Source organism: Pseudomonas sp. MDT1-85, from assembly GCF_054898065.1.
Map to the genome: position 1 here is coordinate 289666 of NZ_CM142715.1, position 18254 is coordinate 307919.

Consider the following 18254-nt stretch of genomic DNA (forward strand, 5'->3'; position numbering starts at 1 on the left):
CCCCTTAGCCCAGCAGCGAAATGTCGGCGACGCCGAGGAACAACCCACGCAGACGCGCCAGCAGCGCATAGCGGTTGGCTCGCACCTTGGCATCTTCAGCGTTGACCATCACTGCTTCGAAGAACGCATCCACCGGCTCGCGCAAGGCGGCCAGACGTGCCAGCGATTCGCTGTACTGACGCGCAGCGGCCATTGGCTGAACAGCCTGGTCAGCCTGCTGGATCGCCGAATACAGGGAGAACTCGTTGGCGTTGTCGAAGTACTTGGCTTCAACGACCGAAGGAACAGTGCCTTCGACCTTGCTCAGCAGGTTCGAAACGCGCTTGTTCACGGCGGCCAGGGCTGCGGCTTCCGGCAATTTGCGGAACGCTTCTACCGCTTGTACACGCTGATCGAAGTCCAGCGCCGAACCCGGCTTCAAGGCACGGACCGACAGGTAAGTCCCGACATCAACGCCTTCGTCTTCATAACGGGCACGCAGACGGTCGAAGATGAATTCCAGCACCGAGTCATTCAGGCCGGCAGCCTTGACCTTGGTACCGAACGCATTCACGGCAAACGCCACGGCGTCGTTCAGGTCGAGGTCGAGCTTCTTGTCGATCAGGATGCGCAGCACTCCCAGCGCAGCACGGCGCAGGGCGTACGGGTCTTTGCTCCCGGTTGGCAGCATGCCGATACCGAAAATACCCACCAGCGTGTCGAGCTTGTCGGCGATGGCCACGGCCGCGCCGGTCAGGGTGGTCGGCAGTTCAGCGCCGGCACCGCGCGGCATGTACTGCTCGTTCAGCGCCAGTGCGACTTCTTCCGGCTCGCCGTCGTTGAGGGCGTAGTAGTAACCGGCGACACCTTGCATCTCCGGGAACTCACCGACCATCTCGGTCGCCAGGTCGCACTTGGACAGCAGGCCGGCACGGGAAGCCCATGCGGCATTACCGCCAATGCGTTGAGCGATGAACGCAGCGAGTTTGGAAACGCGTTCGGCCTTGTCGTAGACGCTGCCGAGTTTTTCCTGGAACACCACGTTCTGCAGACGCAGGTTGAAGTCTTCGAGTTTTTGCTTCTTGTCTTGCTTGAAGAAGAACTCGGCGTCGGTCAGGCGTGGACGAACCACTTTCTCGTTACCGGCGATGATCTGCTGCGGGTCTTTGCTTTCGATGTTGGCCACGGTAATGAAACGAGGCAGCAACTTGCCGTCGGCATCCAGCAGGCAGAAATACTTCTGGTTGTCCTGCATGGTGGTGATCAGCGCTTCCTGCGGCACGTCGAGGAAACGTTCTTCGAACGAGCACACCAGCGGCACCGGCCATTCGACCAGCGCAGTCACTTCGTCGAGCAGGCTTGGCGGCACGATGGCCGTCCCTTCCTGCTGCGTCGCCAGTTCTTCAGTGCGCTTGCTGATCAGCTCGCGACGCTCGTTGGCGTCGGCCAGCACATAGGCAGCTCGCAGATCACTCAGGTAGTTGGCCGGCGAGGTGATGCGCACGCTTTCAGGATGGTGGAAGCGGTGACCACGGGAATCGCGGCCGGACTTTTGCGCAAGGATGGTGCAGTCGATGACGTGGTCACCGAGCAGCATTACCAGCCATTGAGTCGGGCGAACGAATTCTTCCTTGCGAGCACCCCAGCGCATGCGCTTGGGGATTGGCAGGTCGTTCAGGGAATCTTCGACGATAGTCGGCATCAGGCTCGCGGTCGGCTTGCCGGCGATGCTTTGGCTGTAGCGCAGTTTCGGACCGCTCTGATCGATTTCGCTCAGGTCGACGCCGCACTTCTTGGCGAAGCCCAGGGCTGCTTGAGTCGGGTTGCCTTCGGCATCGAACGCGGCCTGACGCGGCGGGCCGTCGAGGTTGATGCTGCGATCCGGCTGCTGGGTCGCCAGCGCGGTGATCAGCACGGCCAGACGACGAGGCGCGGCGTAGACGGTTTTGGTTTCGTAGTTCAGGCCGGCAGCTTGCAGGCCTTTGTCGATACCGGCCAGAAACGCATCGGCCAAGGTGTTCAGAGCTTTGGGTGGCAGTTCTTCGGTGCCCAGTTCAACCAGAAAATCTTGAGCACTCATTGTGCAGCCTCCAGCTTGGCCAGTACTTCATCACGCAGGTCCGGGGTCGCCATCGGGAAGCCCAGCTTGGCGCGAGCCAGCAGGTAGGCTTGCGCAACGGAACGCGCCAGGGTGCGTACACGCAGAATGTATTGCTGACGCGCGGTCACCGAGATTGCCCGGCGCGCATCCAGCAGGTTGAAGGTGTGGGAAGCCTTCAACACCATTTCGTAGCTCGGCAACGGCAACGGCTGGTCGAGTTCGATCAGGCGCTTGGCTTCGCTTTCGTAAAAGTCGAACAACTCGAACAGCTTCTCGACATTGGCGTGTTCGAAGTTGTAGGTCGACTGCTCCACTTCGTTCTGGTGGAACACGTCGCCGTAGGTCACTTTGCCCATCGGGCCGTCAGCCCAGACCAGGTCGTAGACCGAGTCCACGCCTTGCAGGTACATGGCCAGACGCTCAAGACCGTAAGTGATCTCGCCGGTCACCGGGTAGCACTCGATGCCGCCCGCTTGCTGGAAGTAAGTGAACTGCGTCACTTCCATGCCGTTGAGCCAGACTTCCCAGCCCAGACCCCAAGCGCCCAGCGTTGGCGACTCCCAGTTGTCTTCGACGAAACGGATGTCGTGCACCAGCGGGTCGAGGCCCACGTGCTTGAGGGAGCCCAGATACAGTTCCTGGAAGTTGTCCGGGTTCGGCTTCAGGACTACCTGGAACTGGTAGTAGTGCTGCAGACGGTTCGGGTTTTCGCCGTAGCGGCCGTCAGTCGGGCGACGACTGGGCTGCACATAAGCGGCGTTCCAGGTTTCCGGGCCAATGGCGCGCAGAAACGTGGCAGTGTGGAAAGTGCCGGCGCCTACTTCCATATCGTAGGGCTGAAGTACCACACAACCTTGCTCGGCCCAGTATTGCTGGAGGGCGAGGATCAAGTCTTGGAAGGTACGCACGGCTGGCGTAGGCTGGCTCACGAAATTCACCTGTTTCTTGGGCTGCGATTTAAAGAGCGGGAGTATACCCGATTCGGTCCTGCGCACGCCCCCTGGAGCCTTATGCCACGCTGCTTTTGGTGTACCGAAGATCCGCTGTACATGGCTTATCACGATCAGGAGTGGGGCACGCCGCTACGCGATGCGCAGGGTTTGTTCGAGTTGCTTTTGCTCGAAGGGTTCCAGGCCGGGCTTTCCTGGATCACCGTGTTGCGCAAACGAGAGCGTTATCGTGAGGTGCTATTCGGTTTCGACGTACAGCGCGTGGCGCAGATGAGCGATGCGGAAATCGATGAATTGATGCTCGATCCGGGGATCATCCGCAATCGGCTCAAACTCAATGCGGCCCGGCGCAATGCTCAGGCCTGGCTGGCCCTGGAGGACCCGGTGGGGTTTCTCTGGTCGTTCGTCGGCGGAGTGCCTGTGATCAATCATTTCAAGGATCGCAGTGAAGTGCCGGCCGTGACACCGGTCGCCCTCGAGATGAGCAAAGGCCTGAAAAAAGCCGGATTCACGTTCGTCGGCCCGACCATTTGTTACGCGTTGATGCAGGCCTCGGGCATGGTCATGGACCACACTCGGGATTGCGATCGCTACGCCCCTTTGGCGAACGGCGGTTAGAATAGCCCCCTCGCGCACAGCACAAGATCAGGAGTGACCTGTGGATAAGTTGAAAGGCGCCTTGATCGTAGGCGCTCTGCGGTTGTTTGCGCTGCTTCCTTGGCGGGCAGTGCAGGCGGTGGGTTCGGCGATTGGCTGGATCATGTGGAAAACCCCCAACCGTTCCCGCGACGTGGTACGGATCAACCTCGCCAAGTGCTTCCCACAAATGGACCCGGCCGAACGCGAGCGTCTGGTGGGCCAGAGCCTGAAAGACATTGGCAAGTCCCTGACCGAGAGCGCTTGCGCGTGGATCTGGCCGGCTCAGCGTTCTATTGATCTGGTGCGCGAAGTCGAAGGTCTCGACGTTTTGAAAGAGGCGTTGGCATCCGGCAAAGGCGTGGTCGGCATCACCAGCCACTTGGGCAACTGGGAAGTGTTGAACCACTTCTATTGCAACCAGTGCAAACCGATCATTTTCTACCGTCCGCCCAAGCTCAAGGCGGTGGATGACTTGCTACGCAAGCAGCGGGTGCAATTGGGTAACCGGGTGGCCGCTTCCACCAAGGAAGGCATCCTCAGCGTGATCAAGGAAGTGCGCAAAGGTGGCGCGGTGGGCATTCCGGCTGACCCGGAACCGGCCGAATCTGCCGGGATCTTCGTGCCGTTCTTCGCCACTCAGGCCCTGACCAGTAAATTCGTCCCGAACATGCTGGCCGGCGGCAAAGCGGTCGGTGTATTCCTGCATGCCCTGCGGCTGCCGGACGGTTCGGGTTACAAAGTGGTCCTCGAAGCCGCGCCGCAGGCGATGTACAGCACCGATACCGAAACCTCCTGCGCAGCCATGAGCCAGGTGGTCGAGCGTTATGTGCGGGCTTATCCGAGCCAGTACATGTGGAGCATGAAGCGCTTCAAGAAGCGTCCGCCGGGCGAAGCTCGCTGGTACTGACGCAAAAAAATCAAAAGATCGCAGGCTTCGCCAGCGCCCAACGGGCGCGTAGGAGCTGCCGAAGGCTGCGATCTTTTGATCTTTAGCCTGTATTACCTCTGATCAGTGCGCCTGACGCTCAAGCTTTTTCAGAAATACCATCATCTCCTTCTCCGCCTGCTTATCGCCATGGACGCGGGCAGCTTCCAGGCCCTGTTCCCAAGCCTGACGTGCTGCCGCGTAATCCATCAGCACCAGATGGGCCTTGCCCAATAGCTTCCAGGCCGCCGAATACTTCGGATCGAACTCGACGCAGCGCTGGAAATGCTCTGCGGCTTTGGCATTTTCACCCAGATCCAGATAACCCTTGCCCAGGCCGAAGCGCAGCAGCGAGTTATCCACACCCTTGGCGAGCATTTTTTCCAGGGATTCGATCATTGATGGCACCTTTGGTTTTTGGGTGAGTTCGAAATCGCCTTCGCGGGCAAGCCTCGCTCCTACAGGGTTTCGTCGTCCACATATTATGCGAACGACGGAACCTTGTAGGAGCGAGGCTTGCCCGCGAAGAGACCCGTCCAGCCACTGCAAATGCCGGATCAGAAAAAGCTCAACCCCACATGGAACAGCTTTTCCACATCCCGAATATGCTTCTTATCCACAAGGAACAGAATCACATGGTCGCCCGCTTCGATCACTGTGTCGTCGTGGGCGATGATCACTTCTTCGTCGCGGATAATCGCGCCGATGGTGGTCCCCGGTGGCAGGCCAATATTTTCGATGGACTTGCCGATCACCTTGCTCGACTTCGCATCACCGTGAGCGATGGCCTCGATGGCTTCCGCCGCACCTCGACGCAAGGAGTGCACGCTGACGATATCGCCGCGCCGCACGTGGGCCAGCAAGGTGCCGATGGTTGCCAATTGCGGGCTGATGGCGATGTCGATGTCGCCGCCCTGGATCAGGTCGACGTAGGCCGGGTTGTTGATGATCGTCATCACCTTCTTCGCGCCCAGGCGCTTGGCGAGCAGCGACGACATGATGTTGGCTTCGTCGTCGTTGGTCAGCGCCAGGAAGATGTCGGCGTCGGCGATGTTCTCTTCCATCAGCAAGTCGCGGTCGGAGGCGCTGCCCTGCAGCACCACGGTGCTGTCGAGGGTGTCCGAGAGATGGCGGCAGCGAGCCGGGTTCATCTCGATGATCTTCACCTGATAGCGGCTTTCGATGGCCTCGGCCAAACGCTCGCCAATCTGCCCGCCGCCAGCGATGACGATGCGTTTGTAGCTTTCATCGAGGCGGCGCATTTCGCTCATCACCGCGCGAATATTCGCTTTGGCGGCGATGAAAAACACTTCGTCGTCGGCCTCGATCACCGTATCGCCCTGGGGCAGGATCGGCCGGTCACGACGGAAAATCGCCGCAACCCGGGTTTCGACGTTCGGCATGTGTTCGCGCAGCTGGCGCAGTTGCTGACCCACCAGCGGACCGCCGTAATAGGCTTTCACTGCCACCAGCTGTGCTTTGCCTTCAGCGAAGTCGATGACCTGCAACGCACCCGGATGCTGGATCAGGCGCTTGATGTAGTTGGTAACGACTTGCTCGGGACTGATCAGCACGTCGACCGGAATCGCTTCGTTATCGAACAGTTCGGCGCGGGTCAGGTACGCGGCTTCGCGGACCCGGGCGATCTTGGTTGGCGTGTGGAACAAGGTGTGAGCGACCTGACAGGCCACCATGTTGGTTTCGTCACTGTTGGTCACTGCAACCAGCATGTCGGCGTCGTCGGCACCGGCCTGACGCAGTACGGTTGGCAGCGAACCGCGACCCTGCACGGTACGGATGTCCAGCCGATCGCCGAGGGCGCGCAGGCGTTCGCCATCGGTGTCGACCACGGTAATGTCGTTGGCTTCGCTGGCCAGGTGTTCTGCCAGCGAACCGCCGACCTGCCCTGCGCCGAGGATGATGATTTTCATCCAGTCACTCCTTTAAAACCGGTTAACCGCGCGCGGCGGCAATCTTGATCAGCTTGGCGTAGTAGAACCCGTCATGGCCGCCTTCCTGGGCCAGCAATTGGCGACCGTGAGGCTGCTTGATGCCGGCCTGACTGGCGATGTCGAGTTCACGGGCACCCGGCGTGCGAGCGAGGAACGCTCCGATGACTTCGGTGTTTTCGGTCGGCAGCGTGGAGCACGTGGCGTAAAGCAGAATGCCGCCCACTTCCAACGTTATCCACATGGCGTCGAGCAGTTCGCCCTGAAGCACCGCCAGCGCGGCGATGTCATCGGGTTGGCGGGTCAGTTTGATGTCCGGGTGACGACGAATCACCCCGGTGGCCGAGCATGGCGCGTCCAGCAAAATGCGCTGGAACGGTTTGCCATCCCACCAGGTCGCGGTGTCGCGGCCGTCGGCGGCGATCAGTTCGGCGCTCAGTCCCAGGCGTGCAAGGTTTTCCCGTACTCGCACCAGACGTTTGGCTTCCAGATCCACAGCCACCACGCCGGCCAGTTTGGGCTCGGCCTCAAGGATGTGGCAGGTCTTGCCGCCCGGTGCGCAGCAGGCGTCCAGCACCCGTTGGCCTGGCGCCAGGTCCAGCAGATCGGCGGCCAGTTGCGCGGCTTCGTCCTGCACGCTGATCCAGCCTTCGGCGAAACCCGGCAGGCTGCGTACGTCGGCGGGGGCGTCGAGGATGATGCCGTCCTGACTGTAAACGCAGGGCTTGGCAGCGATGTCGGCGTCACTCAGCAACCGGAGATAAGCATCGCGGGTGTGATGGCGACGGTTGACCCGCAAAATCATCGGTGGATGCGCGTTATTCGCCGCGCAAATGGCTTCCCACTGCTCAGGCCAGAAGGCTTTGAGGGATTTTTGCAGCCAGCGCGGGTGAGCGGTGCGCACCACTGGGTCGTGTTCCAGCTCGGCCAGCAGCGCTTCGCTTTCCCGTTGGGCGCGGCGCAGCACGGCGTTGAGCAAGGCTTTGGCCCAGGGTTTTTTCAGTTTGTCGGCGCAACCGACGGTTTCGCCGATGGCCGCGTGGGCCGGAACCCGGGTGTAGAGCAGTTGGTAGAGGCCGACCAGCAACAGCGCCTCGACATCGGCATCAGCTGCCTTGAACGGCTTTTGCAGCAACTTGGCCGCCAACGCCGACAAACGTGGCTGCCAGCGAGCCGTGCCGAACGCCAGGTCCTGGGTGAAGCCGCGATCACGGTCTTCGACCTTGTCCATTTGCGTCGGCAGAGAACTGTTGAGTGAGGCTTTTCCGTTAAGAACGGCGGCCAATGCCTTGGCGGCGGCCAGACGTGGATTCATTGAGCGTCCGCCGTTTGACCAAGAACGGTACCGACGGCGAATTTCTCACGACGGCTGTTGAACAAGTCGCTGAAGGTCAGCGCCTTGCCGCCGGGCAATTGCAGACGGGTCAGGCACAGCGCCTGTTCACCGCAGGCGACGACCAAGCCGTCCTTGCTGGCACTGAGGATTTCACCCGGTGCGCCCTGCCCTTCGGCCAGGCTTGCGGCCAGCACTTTCAGCGCTTCGCCGTTCAGCGTGCTGTGGGTGATCGGCCATGGGTTGAAGGCGCGAACCAGACGCTCCAGTTCAACTGCCGGGCGACTCCAGTCGATGCGCGCTTCGTCCTTGTTCAATTTGTGTGCGTAAGTGGCGAGGCTGTCGTCCTGCACTTCGCCTTCCAGAGTGCCCGCAGCCAGGCCGGCAATCGCCTGAACCACGGCCGGTGGGCCCATTTCTGCGAGGCGATCGTGGAGGCTGCCACCCGTGTCTTCGGCGCCGATCGGCGTGGTGACTTTCAGCAGCATCGGCCCGGTATCCAGGCCCAGTTCCATGCGCATGACGGTCACGCCACTTTCGCTGTCGCCCGCCTCAACGGCGCGCTGGATCGGCGCCGCACCGCGCCAGCGTGGCAGCAAGGATGCGTGGCTGTTGATGCAACCCAGGCGCGGAATATCCAGCACCACTTGCGGCAGGATCAGGCCGTAGGCGACCACCACCAGCAAATCCGGTTTCAGTGCGGCCAGTTCCGCCTGAGCGTCTTCGTTGCGCAGGGTTGGCGGCTGCAACACCGGGATATTGTTTTCCAACGCCAACTGCTTGACCGGGCTCGGCATCAGCTTCTGCCCACGGCCCGCCGGACGGTCCGGTTGGGTGTAGACCGCAACGATCTCGTATGGACTGTCGAGCAGGGCCTTGAGGTGTTCGGCGGCGAATTCCGGGGTGCCGGCAAAGACAATGCGCAGTGGCTCAGTCATGAAAGCTCTCAATTACAAAGCGTCTTGAAAAGAAAAAGGCTTGCCGCAGCAAGCCTTTGAAAGAAGGGCATCAAGCGTTCTGGCGATGGAGCTTTTCCAGTTTCTTCTTGATCCGGTCGCGTTTGAGCGTGGACAGGTAATCAACGAACAATTTGCCGTTGAGGTGGTCGCATTCATGCTGGATGCACACCGCGAGCAGGCCTTCGGCAATCAGTTCATACGGTTGGCCGTCGCGGTTCAGGGCCTTGATCTTGACCTTTTGCGGGCGGTCGACGTTTTCGTAGAAACCCGGCACCGAGAGGCAGCCTTCCTGGTACTGGTCCACCTCGTCGGTGAGGACTTCGAACTCGGGGTTGATGAACACCCGCGGTTCGCTGCGGTCTTCGGAGAGGTCCATTACGACGATACGTTTGTGCACGTTGACCTGGGTCGCGGCGAGGCCGATGCCTGGCGCTTCATACATTGTTTCAAACATGTCATCGACCAACTGACGCACTTCGTCGTCCACTACAGCCACGGGTTTGGCGATAGTGCGCAGGCGCGAGTCGGGGAATTCGAGGATGTCTAAAATGGCCATAAGCTCAATTGCTGCACGTGTGAGGTAAAGTCGGGTCGATGGCCTGGCGAGTCCGAGGATGCAGGCTACCGTTGTGAACGTAGCTTCCGGCTTTTCAATACTGAGCCGGAAGCGAGCCACGAGGGCTCTGGCGTTTCACGCGAACGTACATAATAAAGGGATTCACCGCATGAGGAAATCACTACTCGCCTTGCTCCTTCTGGCCTCGGCCGGTTTTGCGCACGGGCAAGTGCAACTCAGGGAAGGTTTCCCACAGCAATACACCGTGGTGACAGGGGACACACTCTGGGACATTTCCGCTAAATACCTGCGTGAACCGTGGGAGTGGCCGCAGCTCTGGCAGGCCAATCCACAGATCGAAAACCCCAATCTCATCTATCCCGGCGATACGCTGTCGCTGGTCTACGTCAACGGTCAGCCACGCCTGACCCTCAACCGCGGCGCTTCCCGGGGCACCATCAAGCTTTCGCCACGAATCCGCAGCTCGCCGGTGGCTGACGCCATTCCGAGCATTCCACTGAAATCGATCAACAGCTTTCTGCTGAGTAATCGCATCGTCGACAAGGCAGAGGATTTCGACAAGGCGCCCTACATCGTCGCCGGCGATGCCGAACGGGTACTCAGCGGCACCGGTGATCGAATATTCGCCCGTGGCCATTTCGACCCGGCACAACCGGTGTACGGCATCTTCCGTCAGGGCAAGGTCTACACCGACCCGCAGAGCAAGGAGTTTCTGGGGATCAACGCCGACGACATCGGTGGCGGCGAGATCATTGCCACTGAAGGCGATGTCGCCACTCTGGCCCTGCAACGCACCACTCAGGAAGTGCGACTCGGCGACCGGCTATTCAGCGGTGAAGAACGCTCGATCAATTCGACTTTCATGCCCAGTGCGCCATCAACCGACATCAACGGCTTGATCATCGATGTGCCGCGTGGGGTCACCCAGATCGGCGCGCTGGATGTCGTCACGCTGAACAAGGGCCAGCGCGATGGCCTGACCGAAGGCAATGTTTTGGTGGTGATGAAAACCGGTGAAACCGTGCGTGACCGGATCACCGGCCAGCCACTGAAAATTCCCGACGAACGGGCCGGTCTGCTGATGGTCTTCCGCACCTACGACAAGCTCAGCTACGGGCTTGTCCTTAACGCATCGCGCTCTTTGGCGGTGATGGACAAGGTGCGAAATCCTTAAGCCTGCTCACAAGTTACCAACAGAGTTATCCACAGCTTATTCCCGATTCGACGGGACTCTATAACGATCAAGGATGATCCATGTCGCTGTCTGCCTGTACGTCCGTTTCCCCTGCGGAACTGGAAGCCCGTTTACGCCTGCACCGTTTGCCGGAGCTCGGCCCTGCGCGTTTCAAGAAGTTGCTTGAGGCCTTCGGCTCTGCCTCCAAAGCCATCAGCGCGCCGGCCAGCGCCTGGCGTGCGTTGGGCCTGCCACTCGTCTGCGCGGAGGCCCGGCGCTCCAGCGAAATTCGTGACGGCGCCAGTCACGCATTAGCCTGGATAGAGCGCCCTGGCCAGCATTTACTGATGTTGGACCAACCTGACTATCCCGCGCTGCTGGCGCAAATCAGCGATGCGCCGCCGCTGTTATTCGTCGCGGGCGATCCGGGAATTCTGGAAAAACCACAGCTGGCGATGGTCGGCAGCCGTCGTGCTTCGCGACCGGGAATGGACACTGCCACCGCGTTTTCCCGCACTTTGGCCGGCGCCGGTTTTGTCATCACCAGCGGTCTGGCCCTGGGCATCGATGCCGCCGCGCATCAGGCGGCTCTGGACGTTGGCGGGCAAACGGTCGGTGTACTTGGCACGGGGCTGGAAAATTTTTATCCACAGCGCAATCAGCGTCTGGCAGACGCCATGATCGCTTCGGGGAGCGCGGTACTTTCGGAGTTCCCGCTGGACGCCGGCCCTTCCCCCGGTAATTTCCCCCGGCGCAATCGAATCATCAGCGGTTTGTCCCTCGGCGTGCTCGTGGTCGAGGCGAGTGTTGCCAGTGGTTCATTGATCACCGCGAGGCTGGCGGCGGAACAGGGGCGTGAGGTGTATGCGATTCCGGGGTCGATCCATCACCCTGGCGCAAAGGGTTGCCATCAGTTGATCCGCGACGGTGCGGTGCTGGTGGAAACCATCGAGCACATCCTCGAAGCCTTGCGCGGCTGGCAACGGCTGCCGTTATCCACAGAAACGTCGCAGCCGACAGAGACTCATCCGCTGCTCATGTTGCTGCACGCGGCGCCCCATACCAGCGAAGCCTTGGCGACCACCAGCGGCTGGGCGTTGTCGAAAGTGTTGGCGGCGCTGACGGAACTGGAAATGGACGGCCGTGCGGTCTGTGAAAGCGGCCGCTGGCTTGCGCGGGACGCTAGGTTTTACAGGGAAGATCGGTAAACTGCGCAGAGCCTTATTCTGGAGAGTCTTTCATGGTTAACAGTTGGCGTGTGCAACAAGCCGCACGAGAAATTCGCGCTGGGGCGGTCATTGCCTATCCAACCGAAGCTGTCTGGGGCCTGGGTTGCGACCCGTGGGACGAAGAGGCAGTGGATCGTTTGCTGCTGATCAAGGGACGGTCTGTGGATAAAGGCCTGATTCTGGTGGCCGACAATATTCGCCAGTTCGACTTCCTCTTCGAAGACTTCCCTGAATTGTGGATGGACCGTATGGCCAGCACCTGGCCTGGCCCCAACACCTGGCTGGTGCCGCATCAAAATATGTTGCCCCAGTGGATTACCGGTGTGCACGAAACCGTGGCGTTGCGGGTTAGCGATCACCCGTTGGTGCGGGATTTGTGTGCGTTGGTCGGGCCGCTGGTGTCGACCTCGGCCAACCCTCAGGGGCGGCCAGCGGCGCGGACGCGGCTTCGCGTGGAGCAGTATTTCCGTGGTCAGATTGATTGGGTGCTGGGCGGTAATCTGGGTGGACGGAAGAATCCGAGCGTGATTCGCGATCTGGCCACCGGCCACGTTGTGCGCCCGGATTGAGACCGCAGCGCTGCCAATCGCGAGCAGGCTCGCTCCCACTTTAGGTCTCCGGTGGACATGGATTTTGTGTTCGACAAAGATCCACTGTGGGAGCGAGCCTGCTCGCGATGGCGTGCTCAAGGCAACAAAACGGTCGACCCCGTCGTACGCCGCGCCGACAATTCAGTCTGCGCTTTCGCCGCTTCAGCCAATGGATAGCGCTGACTGATGTCCACCTTCAACTTGCCGCTGATGATCATCTCGAACAGTTCATCGGCCATGCTTTGCAGGTTTTCAGCGTTGTTGGCATAGGTCGCCAGGGTTGGTCGGGTCACGTACAGCGAACCCTTCCCCGCGAGAATCCCCAGATTCACTCCGTCCACTGCGCCTGAAGCATTACCGAAACTCACCACCAGCCCTCGAGGCGCGACGCTGTCGAGCGATGTCAGCCAGGTATCTTTGCCTACGCCGTCGTACACCACCGGCACTTTTTTACCGTCAGTCAATTCCAGCACGCGTTGTGCGACGTTTTCATGGCTGTAATCGACGGTCGCCCAGGCACCATTGGCTTTCGCCAGTGCGGCTTTCTCTGGTGAGCTGACCGTGCCAATCAGTTTCACGTCCAAGGCCTTGGCCCATTGGCAGGCGAGGGAGCCGACGCCTCCGGCTGCAGCGTGGAACAGAATGATTTCGCCACCCTTGAGTTCATACGTCTGACGCAACAGGTACTGCACGGTCAGGCCTTTGAGCATCACGCCGGCGGCTTGTTCGAAGCTGATGGCATCTGGCAGATGCACCAGATTGGCTTCCGGCAATACGTGAACGTCGCTATAAGCACCCAATGGGCCGCTGCCGTACGCCACGCGATCACCGATCTTGAAGCGGGTGACTTCGCTTCCGACTGCTTCGACCACGCCCGCGCCTTCAGCCCCCAGGCCCGACGGCAAGGCGGGTGGCGCATAAAGGCCACCGCGGTAATAGGTGTCAATGAAGTTCAGGCCGATAGCCTTGTTGGTCACGCGCACCTGCAGCGGGCCGGGTTCGGCGGGTTGGTAATCTACATGCTCGAGTACTTCGGGACCGCCATGGGCGCGGAACTGGATACGCTTTGCCATCTGCACTCTCCTTAGGTCTTGGCTTCTAGAGTTGTAGCGCGAAGCGTTCTATCGAACTCCTAAGCTTGACCTTCGTCAACTGCGACGGCACAAGGTGCAGTGTTATCCTACGCAGCAATTTGCCGCCGGCCTGTATGAGCGCCGCGTAGCTTTGCCCGATTCAAGGTGATGCCATGACTACCCGCACCGAGGCCGTAAAAGCCTACCTGCTCGACCTGCAAGACCGCATTTGCACTGCCCTGGAAGCTGAAGACGGCGGCGCGCGTTTCGTCGAAGACGCCTGGACCCGGCCTGCCGGTGGTGGCGGTCGCACCCGGGTGATCGAAAACGGCGCGGTCATTGAAAAGGGCGGCGTCAACTTTTCCCACGTCTTTGGCAGCGGACTCCCACCCTCCGCCAGCGCTCATCGGCCAGAACTGGCCGGCCGAGGCTTCGAAGCCTTGGGCGTGTCTTTGGTGATTCACCCGCACAACCCCCATGTACCGACGTCCCACGCCAACGTGCGCTTTTTCATCGCTGAAAAAGAAGGTGAAGAGCCGGTCTGGTGGTTCGGTGGCGGCTTCGACCTGACCCCTTATTACGGCAACATCGATGACTGCGTGCATTGGCACCGCGTCGCCGAACAGGCCTGCGCGCCGTTTGGGCCAGACGTCTACCCGCGCTACAAAGCCTGGTGCGACAGTTACTTCCACATCAAGCATCGCCACGAGCCGCGTGGCATCGGCGGCCTGTTTTTCGATGACTTGAACGAGTGGGACTTCGACACCAGCTTCGCCTTCATGCGCGCCATCGGCGATGCGTTCATCGACGCGTACCTGCCGATCGTGCAGCGCCGCAAGAACGATGCGTTCACGGCCAAACAGCGTGAATTCCAGGAGTTTCGCCGTGGCCGTTACGTCGAATTCAACCTGGTCTATGACCGCGGCACGCTGTTCGGCCTGCAATCGGGTGGGCGTACCGAGTCGATCCTGATGTCGCTGCCGCCGCAAGTGCGCTGGGCCTACGACTGGAAAGCAGAGCCGGGCAGTGAAGAAGCGCGCCTGACCGAGTACTTCCTGCAAGACCGCGATTGGTTGGCCAAGGCCTGATTCCAGGGTTTGAGTTTTTGCATCGTCAGGGCTGCAGTCAAGATCGCAGCCTTCGGCAGCTCCTACGGTTGAGGAATGTAGATGGATCGTTACGTTGTATTCGGTAACCCGATTGGCCACAGCAAGTCGCCGCTGATCCACCGTTTGTTCGCCGAGCAGACGGGGCAAAAACTGGACTACAGCACTTTGCTGGCGCCCCTCGACGATTTTTCCGGCTGTGCCCAGGCATTTTTTCGCGAAGGGCGCGGGGCGAATGTGACAGTGCCCTTTAAGGAAGACGCCTATCGTTTGGCGAACAGCTTGACCAAGCGAGCGCAGCGCGCCGGCGCGGTGAATACCCTGAGCAAACTGGCCGATGGCAGTTTGCTGGGTGACAACACCGATGGCGCCGGGCTGGTGCGGGACCTGACGGTCAACGCCGGATTCAGCCTTGCGGGCAAACGTATCCTGTTGCTGGGTGCCGGCGGCGCGGTGCGCGGTGCGCTGGAGCCGCTGCTGGCGGAGCAACCGGCGTCAGTGATCATCGCCAACCGCACAGTGGAAAAAGCCGAATTGCTGGCTGAACTGTTCGCGGATTTGGGGCCGGTGTCGGCCAGTGGCTTCGATTGGTTGCTGGAGCCGGTGGACCTGATCATCAACGCTACGTCCGCCAGTCTGTCAGGCGATGTACCGCCGATTGCCAGCAGTTTGATCGAGCCGGGCAAGACGGTTTGCTACGACATGATGTACGGCAAGGACCCGACCTCGTTCTGCCGCTGGGCCCGCGAGCACGGTGCGGCGGTGGCGATGGATGGCTTGGGAATGCTGGCCGAGCAGGCGGCGGAAGCTTTCTATCTTTGGCGCGGTGTGCGCCCGGATACAGCGCCAGTGCTGGCCGAACTCCGCCGCCAGCTCGCCGCGTAACCTCTGTAGGAGCGAGCGGTGCGGCGATCCGACTTGCCCGCGAAGGGAGCGCCGCGAAGATTCAGACATACCGCATCATCGTTCTTCGCGGGCAAGTCGGATCGCCGCACCGCTCGCTCCTACAAGGGGCTGTGTTTCAATCTTCGAAGCGAATCGGGCATTTCTCCGCGCCTTCGAGCTTTCTCAATTCTTCCACCACCTGCGGTCGTGCTCGCCGCAGGGTCAGGCTGCGGTCCTGGCGCAGCAGCCGTCGCGCTTCCTGGTGCAGCATTTCCACGCCTGAATAGTCGATGAAGTTGATCTGCTGCGCCTCGATCACTACCCGCACGCCGTGCATCCGTTGCAAACGCACTTGCAGGTAATGGCTGGCGCCGAAAAAGATCGAACCGCCGACTCTCAGAATGTCTTCGTCGCCCTCACGCCAATGCTGCACCCGTGGTTGCGACGTCCGTTTGAGGTAGAAGAACAGCGACGCCAGCACGCCGGCGTAGATCGCCGTTTGCAACTCCAGCAACAGCGTCGCGACACAGGTCAGCGCCATGACCAGAAACTCGGCACGGCTGACCCGCAACAAGGCGCGAATGCCGCGATGGTCGACCAGTCCCCAGGCGATCAACAAAATGCTGCCGGCCATGGCCGGGATCGGAATGTGCGCGATCAATACCGCACCGAAGATTGCGAACAACGCCACCCACACCGCTGAAAAAACCCCCGCCAACGGTGAGCAGGCTCCGGCGTCATAACTCAGGGCCGAGCGGGTGAAGGAACCGGCTGACAGCGAGCCGGAAAAAAACGCACCGACCATGTTCGAAAAACCCTGGGCGCGGACTTCTTGATTGGCGTCGAGCAACTGCTGCGAACGTGCCGACAAGGAGCGGGCAATCGACAGGCTCGTCACCAGCCCGAGCATCCCGACCGCCACCGCGCTAGGCAGCAGACGCAACACCAGGTCCAGATCCAGCGGCAGCGGGCTGAAGGGCGGCAGCCGCCCGACAAAGGCGCTGACCAACTGCACATGACCGAACATCGCTGGCCACAGCCACACCAACAATCCGCTCAGGGCCAGAGCGATCAACAGCGTCGGCCAGCGTGGCAACAGCAGTTTCAGCACGATGCCCACCACCACCGTGGCCAGGCCCAGTACCAGTGAGGGTTTGTCCACCTCACCGAGATGACTGAACAGCAGCATCAGGCTGTTCAGCGCCGTGGCCTGGTTGGGCACATCCAGGCCCAGCAAGTTCGGCAGTTGCCCAATGGCAATCACCACCGCTGCGCCAAGGGTGAAGCCCAGCACCACCGAGTGAGAGACGAAATTCACCAGGGCGCCGAAACGCAGCAAACCCAGCAACCACTGGAAAATGCCCGCAAGGAGTGTCAGAAGCAGGATCAGCGTGACGTAGTCCTGCGACGCGGGGACGGCCAGAGGACTGACGCTGGCGTACAGGACGATGGAAATGGCCGCCGTAGGGCCGCAGATCAAATGCCATGAGGAACCCCACAGGCAGGCGATCAGCACCGGGATGATGGCGGCGTACAAGCCATATTCCGGTGGGAGACCGGCAATCAGGGCGTAGGCAATCGATTGTGGCAACGCAAGAATTGCACCGCTCAGGCCGACGATCAGGTCACGACCGACGCTGGCGCGGGTTTGCCGGGGCAACCAGGTCAGGAAGGGAAAGAGTGAATGGCGGCTGGGGAAGGCCATGGGTCCTCTCGGTGAATAACTGCAAAAAGCGTCAGGGTGGTGTTTCAGTTGTCACGGCGCAAGGGCAAAAATCGATTCGCGAGCAGGCTCGCTCCCACAGGGATATGCGCGGTCCTGTGGGAGCGAGCCTGCTCGCGATGGCGTCCTCGAACCTTACAACTTGGCTTTCACGGCCGGCAACGCATCCTTTCCGTCCACGGTCTTCACACCGTCCAGCCACTTATCCAGCACCTCTGGATTGGCCTTGATCCAGGCCTTGGCCGCCGCGGCATTGCTGATCTTTTTGTTCACCACCTCAGCCATGATGCTGTTCTCCATTTCCTGGGTAAAACTCAGGTTGGTGAGCAGCTTGCCGACGTTCGGGCAGGCCTGTGCATAACCTTTGCGGGTCAGTGTATAAACGCTGCCGGTGTCACCGAAGTACTTCTCGCCACCCTTCAGGTAATGCATTTTCAGCTGCACGTTCATCGGGTGTGGGGTCCAGCCGAGGAAGGTCACGAACTTCTGTTTCTTCACCGCGCGAGACACTTCAGCCAGCATCGCCTGCTCGCTGGATTCGACCAGCTTCCACTGACCCAGGTCGAAGTCGTTCTTCTTGATGATCTCTTGCAGCGAGATATTCGCCGGGGCCCCGGAGCCGATGCCATAGATCTTCTTATCAAACCTGTCGGCAAATTTGTTCAAGTCGTTAAAGTTATGCACACCCGCGTCCCAAACGTAATCCGGGACCGCCAGCGTGAACTCGGTGCCGTCGAGGTTCTTCGCCAGTTGCGTAACGTCGCCATTGGCCACGAACTTGTCGTAGAAGCCTTGCTGCGCCGGCATCCAGTTACCAAGGAATACATCCACCTGGCCATCCTTCAGACCGCCAAAGATGATCGGCACTGCCAGCGTGTCGACCTTGGCCTTGTAGCCCATGCCGTCCAGCAGAAACCCGGTAATGGCGTTGGTTGCAGCGATGTCGCTCCAGCCAGGGTCGGCCATTTTCACCGTCTCGCAGCTTTGCTCGGCATAAGCCGAGGCGCTGCCCAGAGCCAGAAGCCCGACCGTCAGTACTGTGGATAACCTTTGCATGGACTT

Annotated in this window: 17 protein-coding genes; 7 read left to right on the forward strand and 10 right to left on the reverse strand. The window is 60.5% G+C overall.

Annotated elements, in window-relative coordinates; genetic code table 11:
- Positions 1-4 precede the first annotated feature (4 nt).
- Positions 5-2059: a glycine--tRNA ligase subunit beta gene (gene glyS / locus ACYZT2_RS01350; RefSeq protein ID WP_461969481.1), complete on the reverse strand. Its 2055-nt coding sequence runs from the start codon at positions 2057-2059 to the stop codon at positions 5-7.
- Positions 2056-3009, reverse strand: a complete 954-nt coding sequence (gene glyQ, locus ACYZT2_RS01355) for a glycine--tRNA ligase subunit alpha (protein ID WP_008155694.1) — start codon at positions 3007-3009, stop codon at positions 2056-2058. The genes glyS and glyQ overlap by 4 nt, the downstream gene beginning before the upstream one ends.
- 81 nt (positions 3010-3090) lie before the next feature.
- Between glyQ and tag the strand changes: the two genes are divergently transcribed.
- Both tag and ACYZT2_RS01365 read left to right on the forward strand, forming a co-directional pair.
- Positions 3091-3648, forward strand: coding sequence for a DNA-3-methyladenine glycosylase I (gene tag / locus ACYZT2_RS01360; RefSeq protein ID WP_461969483.1), 558 nt, complete (start codon positions 3091-3093; stop codon positions 3646-3648).
- A 40-nt stretch (positions 3649-3688) separates the two neighbouring features.
- The gene (locus ACYZT2_RS01365) at positions 3689-4576 is read left to right on the forward strand and encodes a lysophospholipid acyltransferase (protein WP_461969485.1); all 888 of its coding nucleotides are present in this window, start codon (positions 3689-3691) and stop codon (positions 4574-4576) included.
- Positions 4577-4678: 102 nt separating this feature from the next.
- Here the strand turns inward: ACYZT2_RS01365 and ACYZT2_RS01370 are convergent, their stop codons facing one another.
- From ACYZT2_RS01370 to def, 5 genes are all read right to left on the reverse strand, one after another.
- Positions 4679-4993 (reverse strand): tetratricopeptide repeat protein, encoded by a 315-nt coding sequence (locus ACYZT2_RS01370; protein ID WP_461969488.1) that lies wholly within the window; start codon positions 4991-4993, stop codon positions 4679-4681.
- Positions 4994-5151: 158 nt separating this feature from the next.
- The gene (gene trkA / locus ACYZT2_RS01375; RefSeq protein WP_461969490.1) at positions 5152-6525 is read right to left on the reverse strand and encodes a Trk system potassium transporter TrkA; all 1374 of its coding nucleotides are present in this window, start codon (positions 6523-6525) and stop codon (positions 5152-5154) included.
- A 22-nt stretch (positions 6526-6547) separates the two neighbouring features.
- Positions 6548-7858 (reverse strand): 16S rRNA (cytosine(967)-C(5))-methyltransferase RsmB, encoded by a 1311-nt coding sequence (gene rsmB, locus ACYZT2_RS01380; RefSeq protein WP_461969492.1) that lies wholly within the window; start codon positions 7856-7858, stop codon positions 6548-6550.
- Entirely contained in the window at positions 7855-8814 is a 960-nt protein-coding gene (gene fmt, locus ACYZT2_RS01385; protein WP_461969494.1) for a methionyl-tRNA formyltransferase, read from the reverse strand. The genes rsmB and fmt overlap by 4 nt, the downstream gene beginning before the upstream one ends.
- Before the next feature lie 70 nt (positions 8815-8884).
- On the reverse strand, positions 8885-9391 hold the full coding sequence (gene def / locus ACYZT2_RS01390) for a peptide deformylase (RefSeq protein ID WP_052963527.1): 507 nt from the start codon (positions 9389-9391) through the stop codon (positions 8885-8887).
- Between the two features lie 169 nt (positions 9392-9560).
- On the opposite strand from def, the gene ACYZT2_RS01395 reads away from it, so the two are divergent.
- The 3 genes from ACYZT2_RS01395 (at position 9561) to ACYZT2_RS01405 (ending at position 12384) form a co-directional block, all read left to right on the forward strand.
- Complete coding sequence (locus ACYZT2_RS01395; protein WP_461969497.1) at positions 9561-10586, forward strand: LysM peptidoglycan-binding domain-containing protein; 1026 nt, start codon at positions 9561-9563, stop codon at positions 10584-10586.
- Positions 10587-10666: 80 nt separating this feature from the next.
- Positions 10667-11794, forward strand: a complete 1128-nt coding sequence (dprA, locus tag ACYZT2_RS01400) for a DNA-processing protein DprA (protein WP_461969499.1) — start codon at positions 10667-10669, stop codon at positions 11792-11794.
- Between the two features lie 32 nt (positions 11795-11826).
- A complete protein-coding gene (locus ACYZT2_RS01405; RefSeq protein ID WP_305447617.1) occupies positions 11827-12384 on the forward strand; it encodes an L-threonylcarbamoyladenylate synthase type 1 TsaC in 558 nt (185 codons plus the stop codon).
- Between the two features lie 116 nt (positions 12385-12500).
- Here ACYZT2_RS01405 and ACYZT2_RS01410 read toward each other — a convergent pair whose 3' ends face one another.
- On the reverse strand, positions 12501-13478 hold the full coding sequence (locus ACYZT2_RS01410) for an NADPH:quinone reductase (protein ID WP_461969501.1): 978 nt from the start codon (positions 13476-13478) through the stop codon (positions 12501-12503).
- A gap of 173 nt (positions 13479-13651) precedes the next feature.
- Here ACYZT2_RS01410 and hemF point away from each other — a divergent pair, with 173 nt between their 5' ends.
- Both hemF and aroE read left to right on the forward strand, forming a co-directional pair.
- Positions 13652-14566 (forward strand): oxygen-dependent coproporphyrinogen oxidase, encoded by a 915-nt coding sequence (gene hemF, locus ACYZT2_RS01415; RefSeq protein ID WP_461969503.1) that lies wholly within the window; start codon positions 13652-13654, stop codon positions 14564-14566.
- An 81-nt stretch (positions 14567-14647) separates the two neighbouring features.
- Positions 14648-15469 (forward strand): shikimate dehydrogenase, encoded by an 822-nt coding sequence (gene aroE, locus ACYZT2_RS01420; protein WP_461969505.1) that lies wholly within the window; start codon positions 14648-14650, stop codon positions 15467-15469.
- Between the two features lie 136 nt (positions 15470-15605).
- On the opposite strand, the gene ACYZT2_RS01425 is transcribed toward aroE, so the two are convergent.
- Entirely contained in the window at positions 15606-17174 is a 1569-nt protein-coding gene (locus tag ACYZT2_RS01425) for a SulP family inorganic anion transporter (protein WP_461969507.1), read from the reverse strand.
- 153 nt (positions 17175-17327) lie between these two features.
- Entirely contained in the window at positions 17328-18248 is a 921-nt protein-coding gene (choX, locus tag ACYZT2_RS01430) for a choline ABC transporter substrate-binding protein (protein ID WP_461969509.1), read from the reverse strand.
- Between the last annotated feature and the right edge of the window lie 6 nt (positions 18249-18254).

Bases quoted from the DNA above. Each gene is read 5' to 3' on its own strand.
- glyS (WP_461969481.1), bottom strand. From the start codon at position 2,059: ATGAGTGCTCAAGATTTTCTGGTTGAACTGGGCACCGAAGAACTGCCA.
- tag (WP_461969483.1), top strand. From the start codon at position 3,091: ATGCCACGCTGCTTTTGGTGTACCGAAGATCCGCTGTACATGGCTTAT.
- ACYZT2_RS01370 (WP_461969488.1), bottom strand. From the start codon at position 4,993: ATGATCGAATCCCTGGAAAAAATGCTCGCCAAGGGTGTGGATAACTCG.
- trkA (WP_461969490.1), bottom strand. From the start codon at position 6,525: ATGAAAATCATCATCCTCGGCGCAGGGCAGGTCGGCGGTTCGCTGGCA.
- rsmB (WP_461969492.1), bottom strand. From the start codon at position 7,858: ATGAATCCACGTCTGGCCGCCGCCAAGGCATTGGCCGCCGTTCTTAAC.
- fmt (WP_461969494.1), bottom strand. From the start codon at position 8,814: ATGACTGAGCCACTGCGCATTGTCTTTGCCGGCACCCCGGAATTCGCC.
- def (WP_052963527.1), bottom strand. From the start codon at position 9,391: ATGGCCATTTTAGACATCCTCGAATTCCCCGACTCGCGCCTGCGCACT.
- ACYZT2_RS01395 (WP_461969497.1), top strand. From the start codon at position 9,561: ATGAGGAAATCACTACTCGCCTTGCTCCTTCTGGCCTCGGCCGGTTTT.
- dprA (WP_461969499.1), top strand. From the start codon at position 10,667: ATGTCGCTGTCTGCCTGTACGTCCGTTTCCCCTGCGGAACTGGAAGCC.
- ACYZT2_RS01405 (WP_305447617.1), top strand. From the start codon at position 11,827: ATGGTTAACAGTTGGCGTGTGCAACAAGCCGCACGAGAAATTCGCGCT.
- ACYZT2_RS01410 (WP_461969501.1), bottom strand. From the start codon at position 13,478: ATGGCAAAGCGTATCCAGTTCCGCGCCCATGGCGGTCCCGAAGTACTC.
- hemF (WP_461969503.1), top strand. From the start codon at position 13,652: ATGACTACCCGCACCGAGGCCGTAAAAGCCTACCTGCTCGACCTGCAA.
- aroE (WP_461969505.1), top strand. From the start codon at position 14,648: ATGGATCGTTACGTTGTATTCGGTAACCCGATTGGCCACAGCAAGTCG.
- ACYZT2_RS01425 (WP_461969507.1), bottom strand. From the start codon at position 17,174: ATGGCCTTCCCCAGCCGCCATTCACTCTTTCCCTTCCTGACCTGGTTG.
- choX (WP_461969509.1), bottom strand. From the start codon at position 18,248: ATGCAAAGGTTATCCACAGTACTGACGGTCGGGCTTCTGGCTCTGGGC.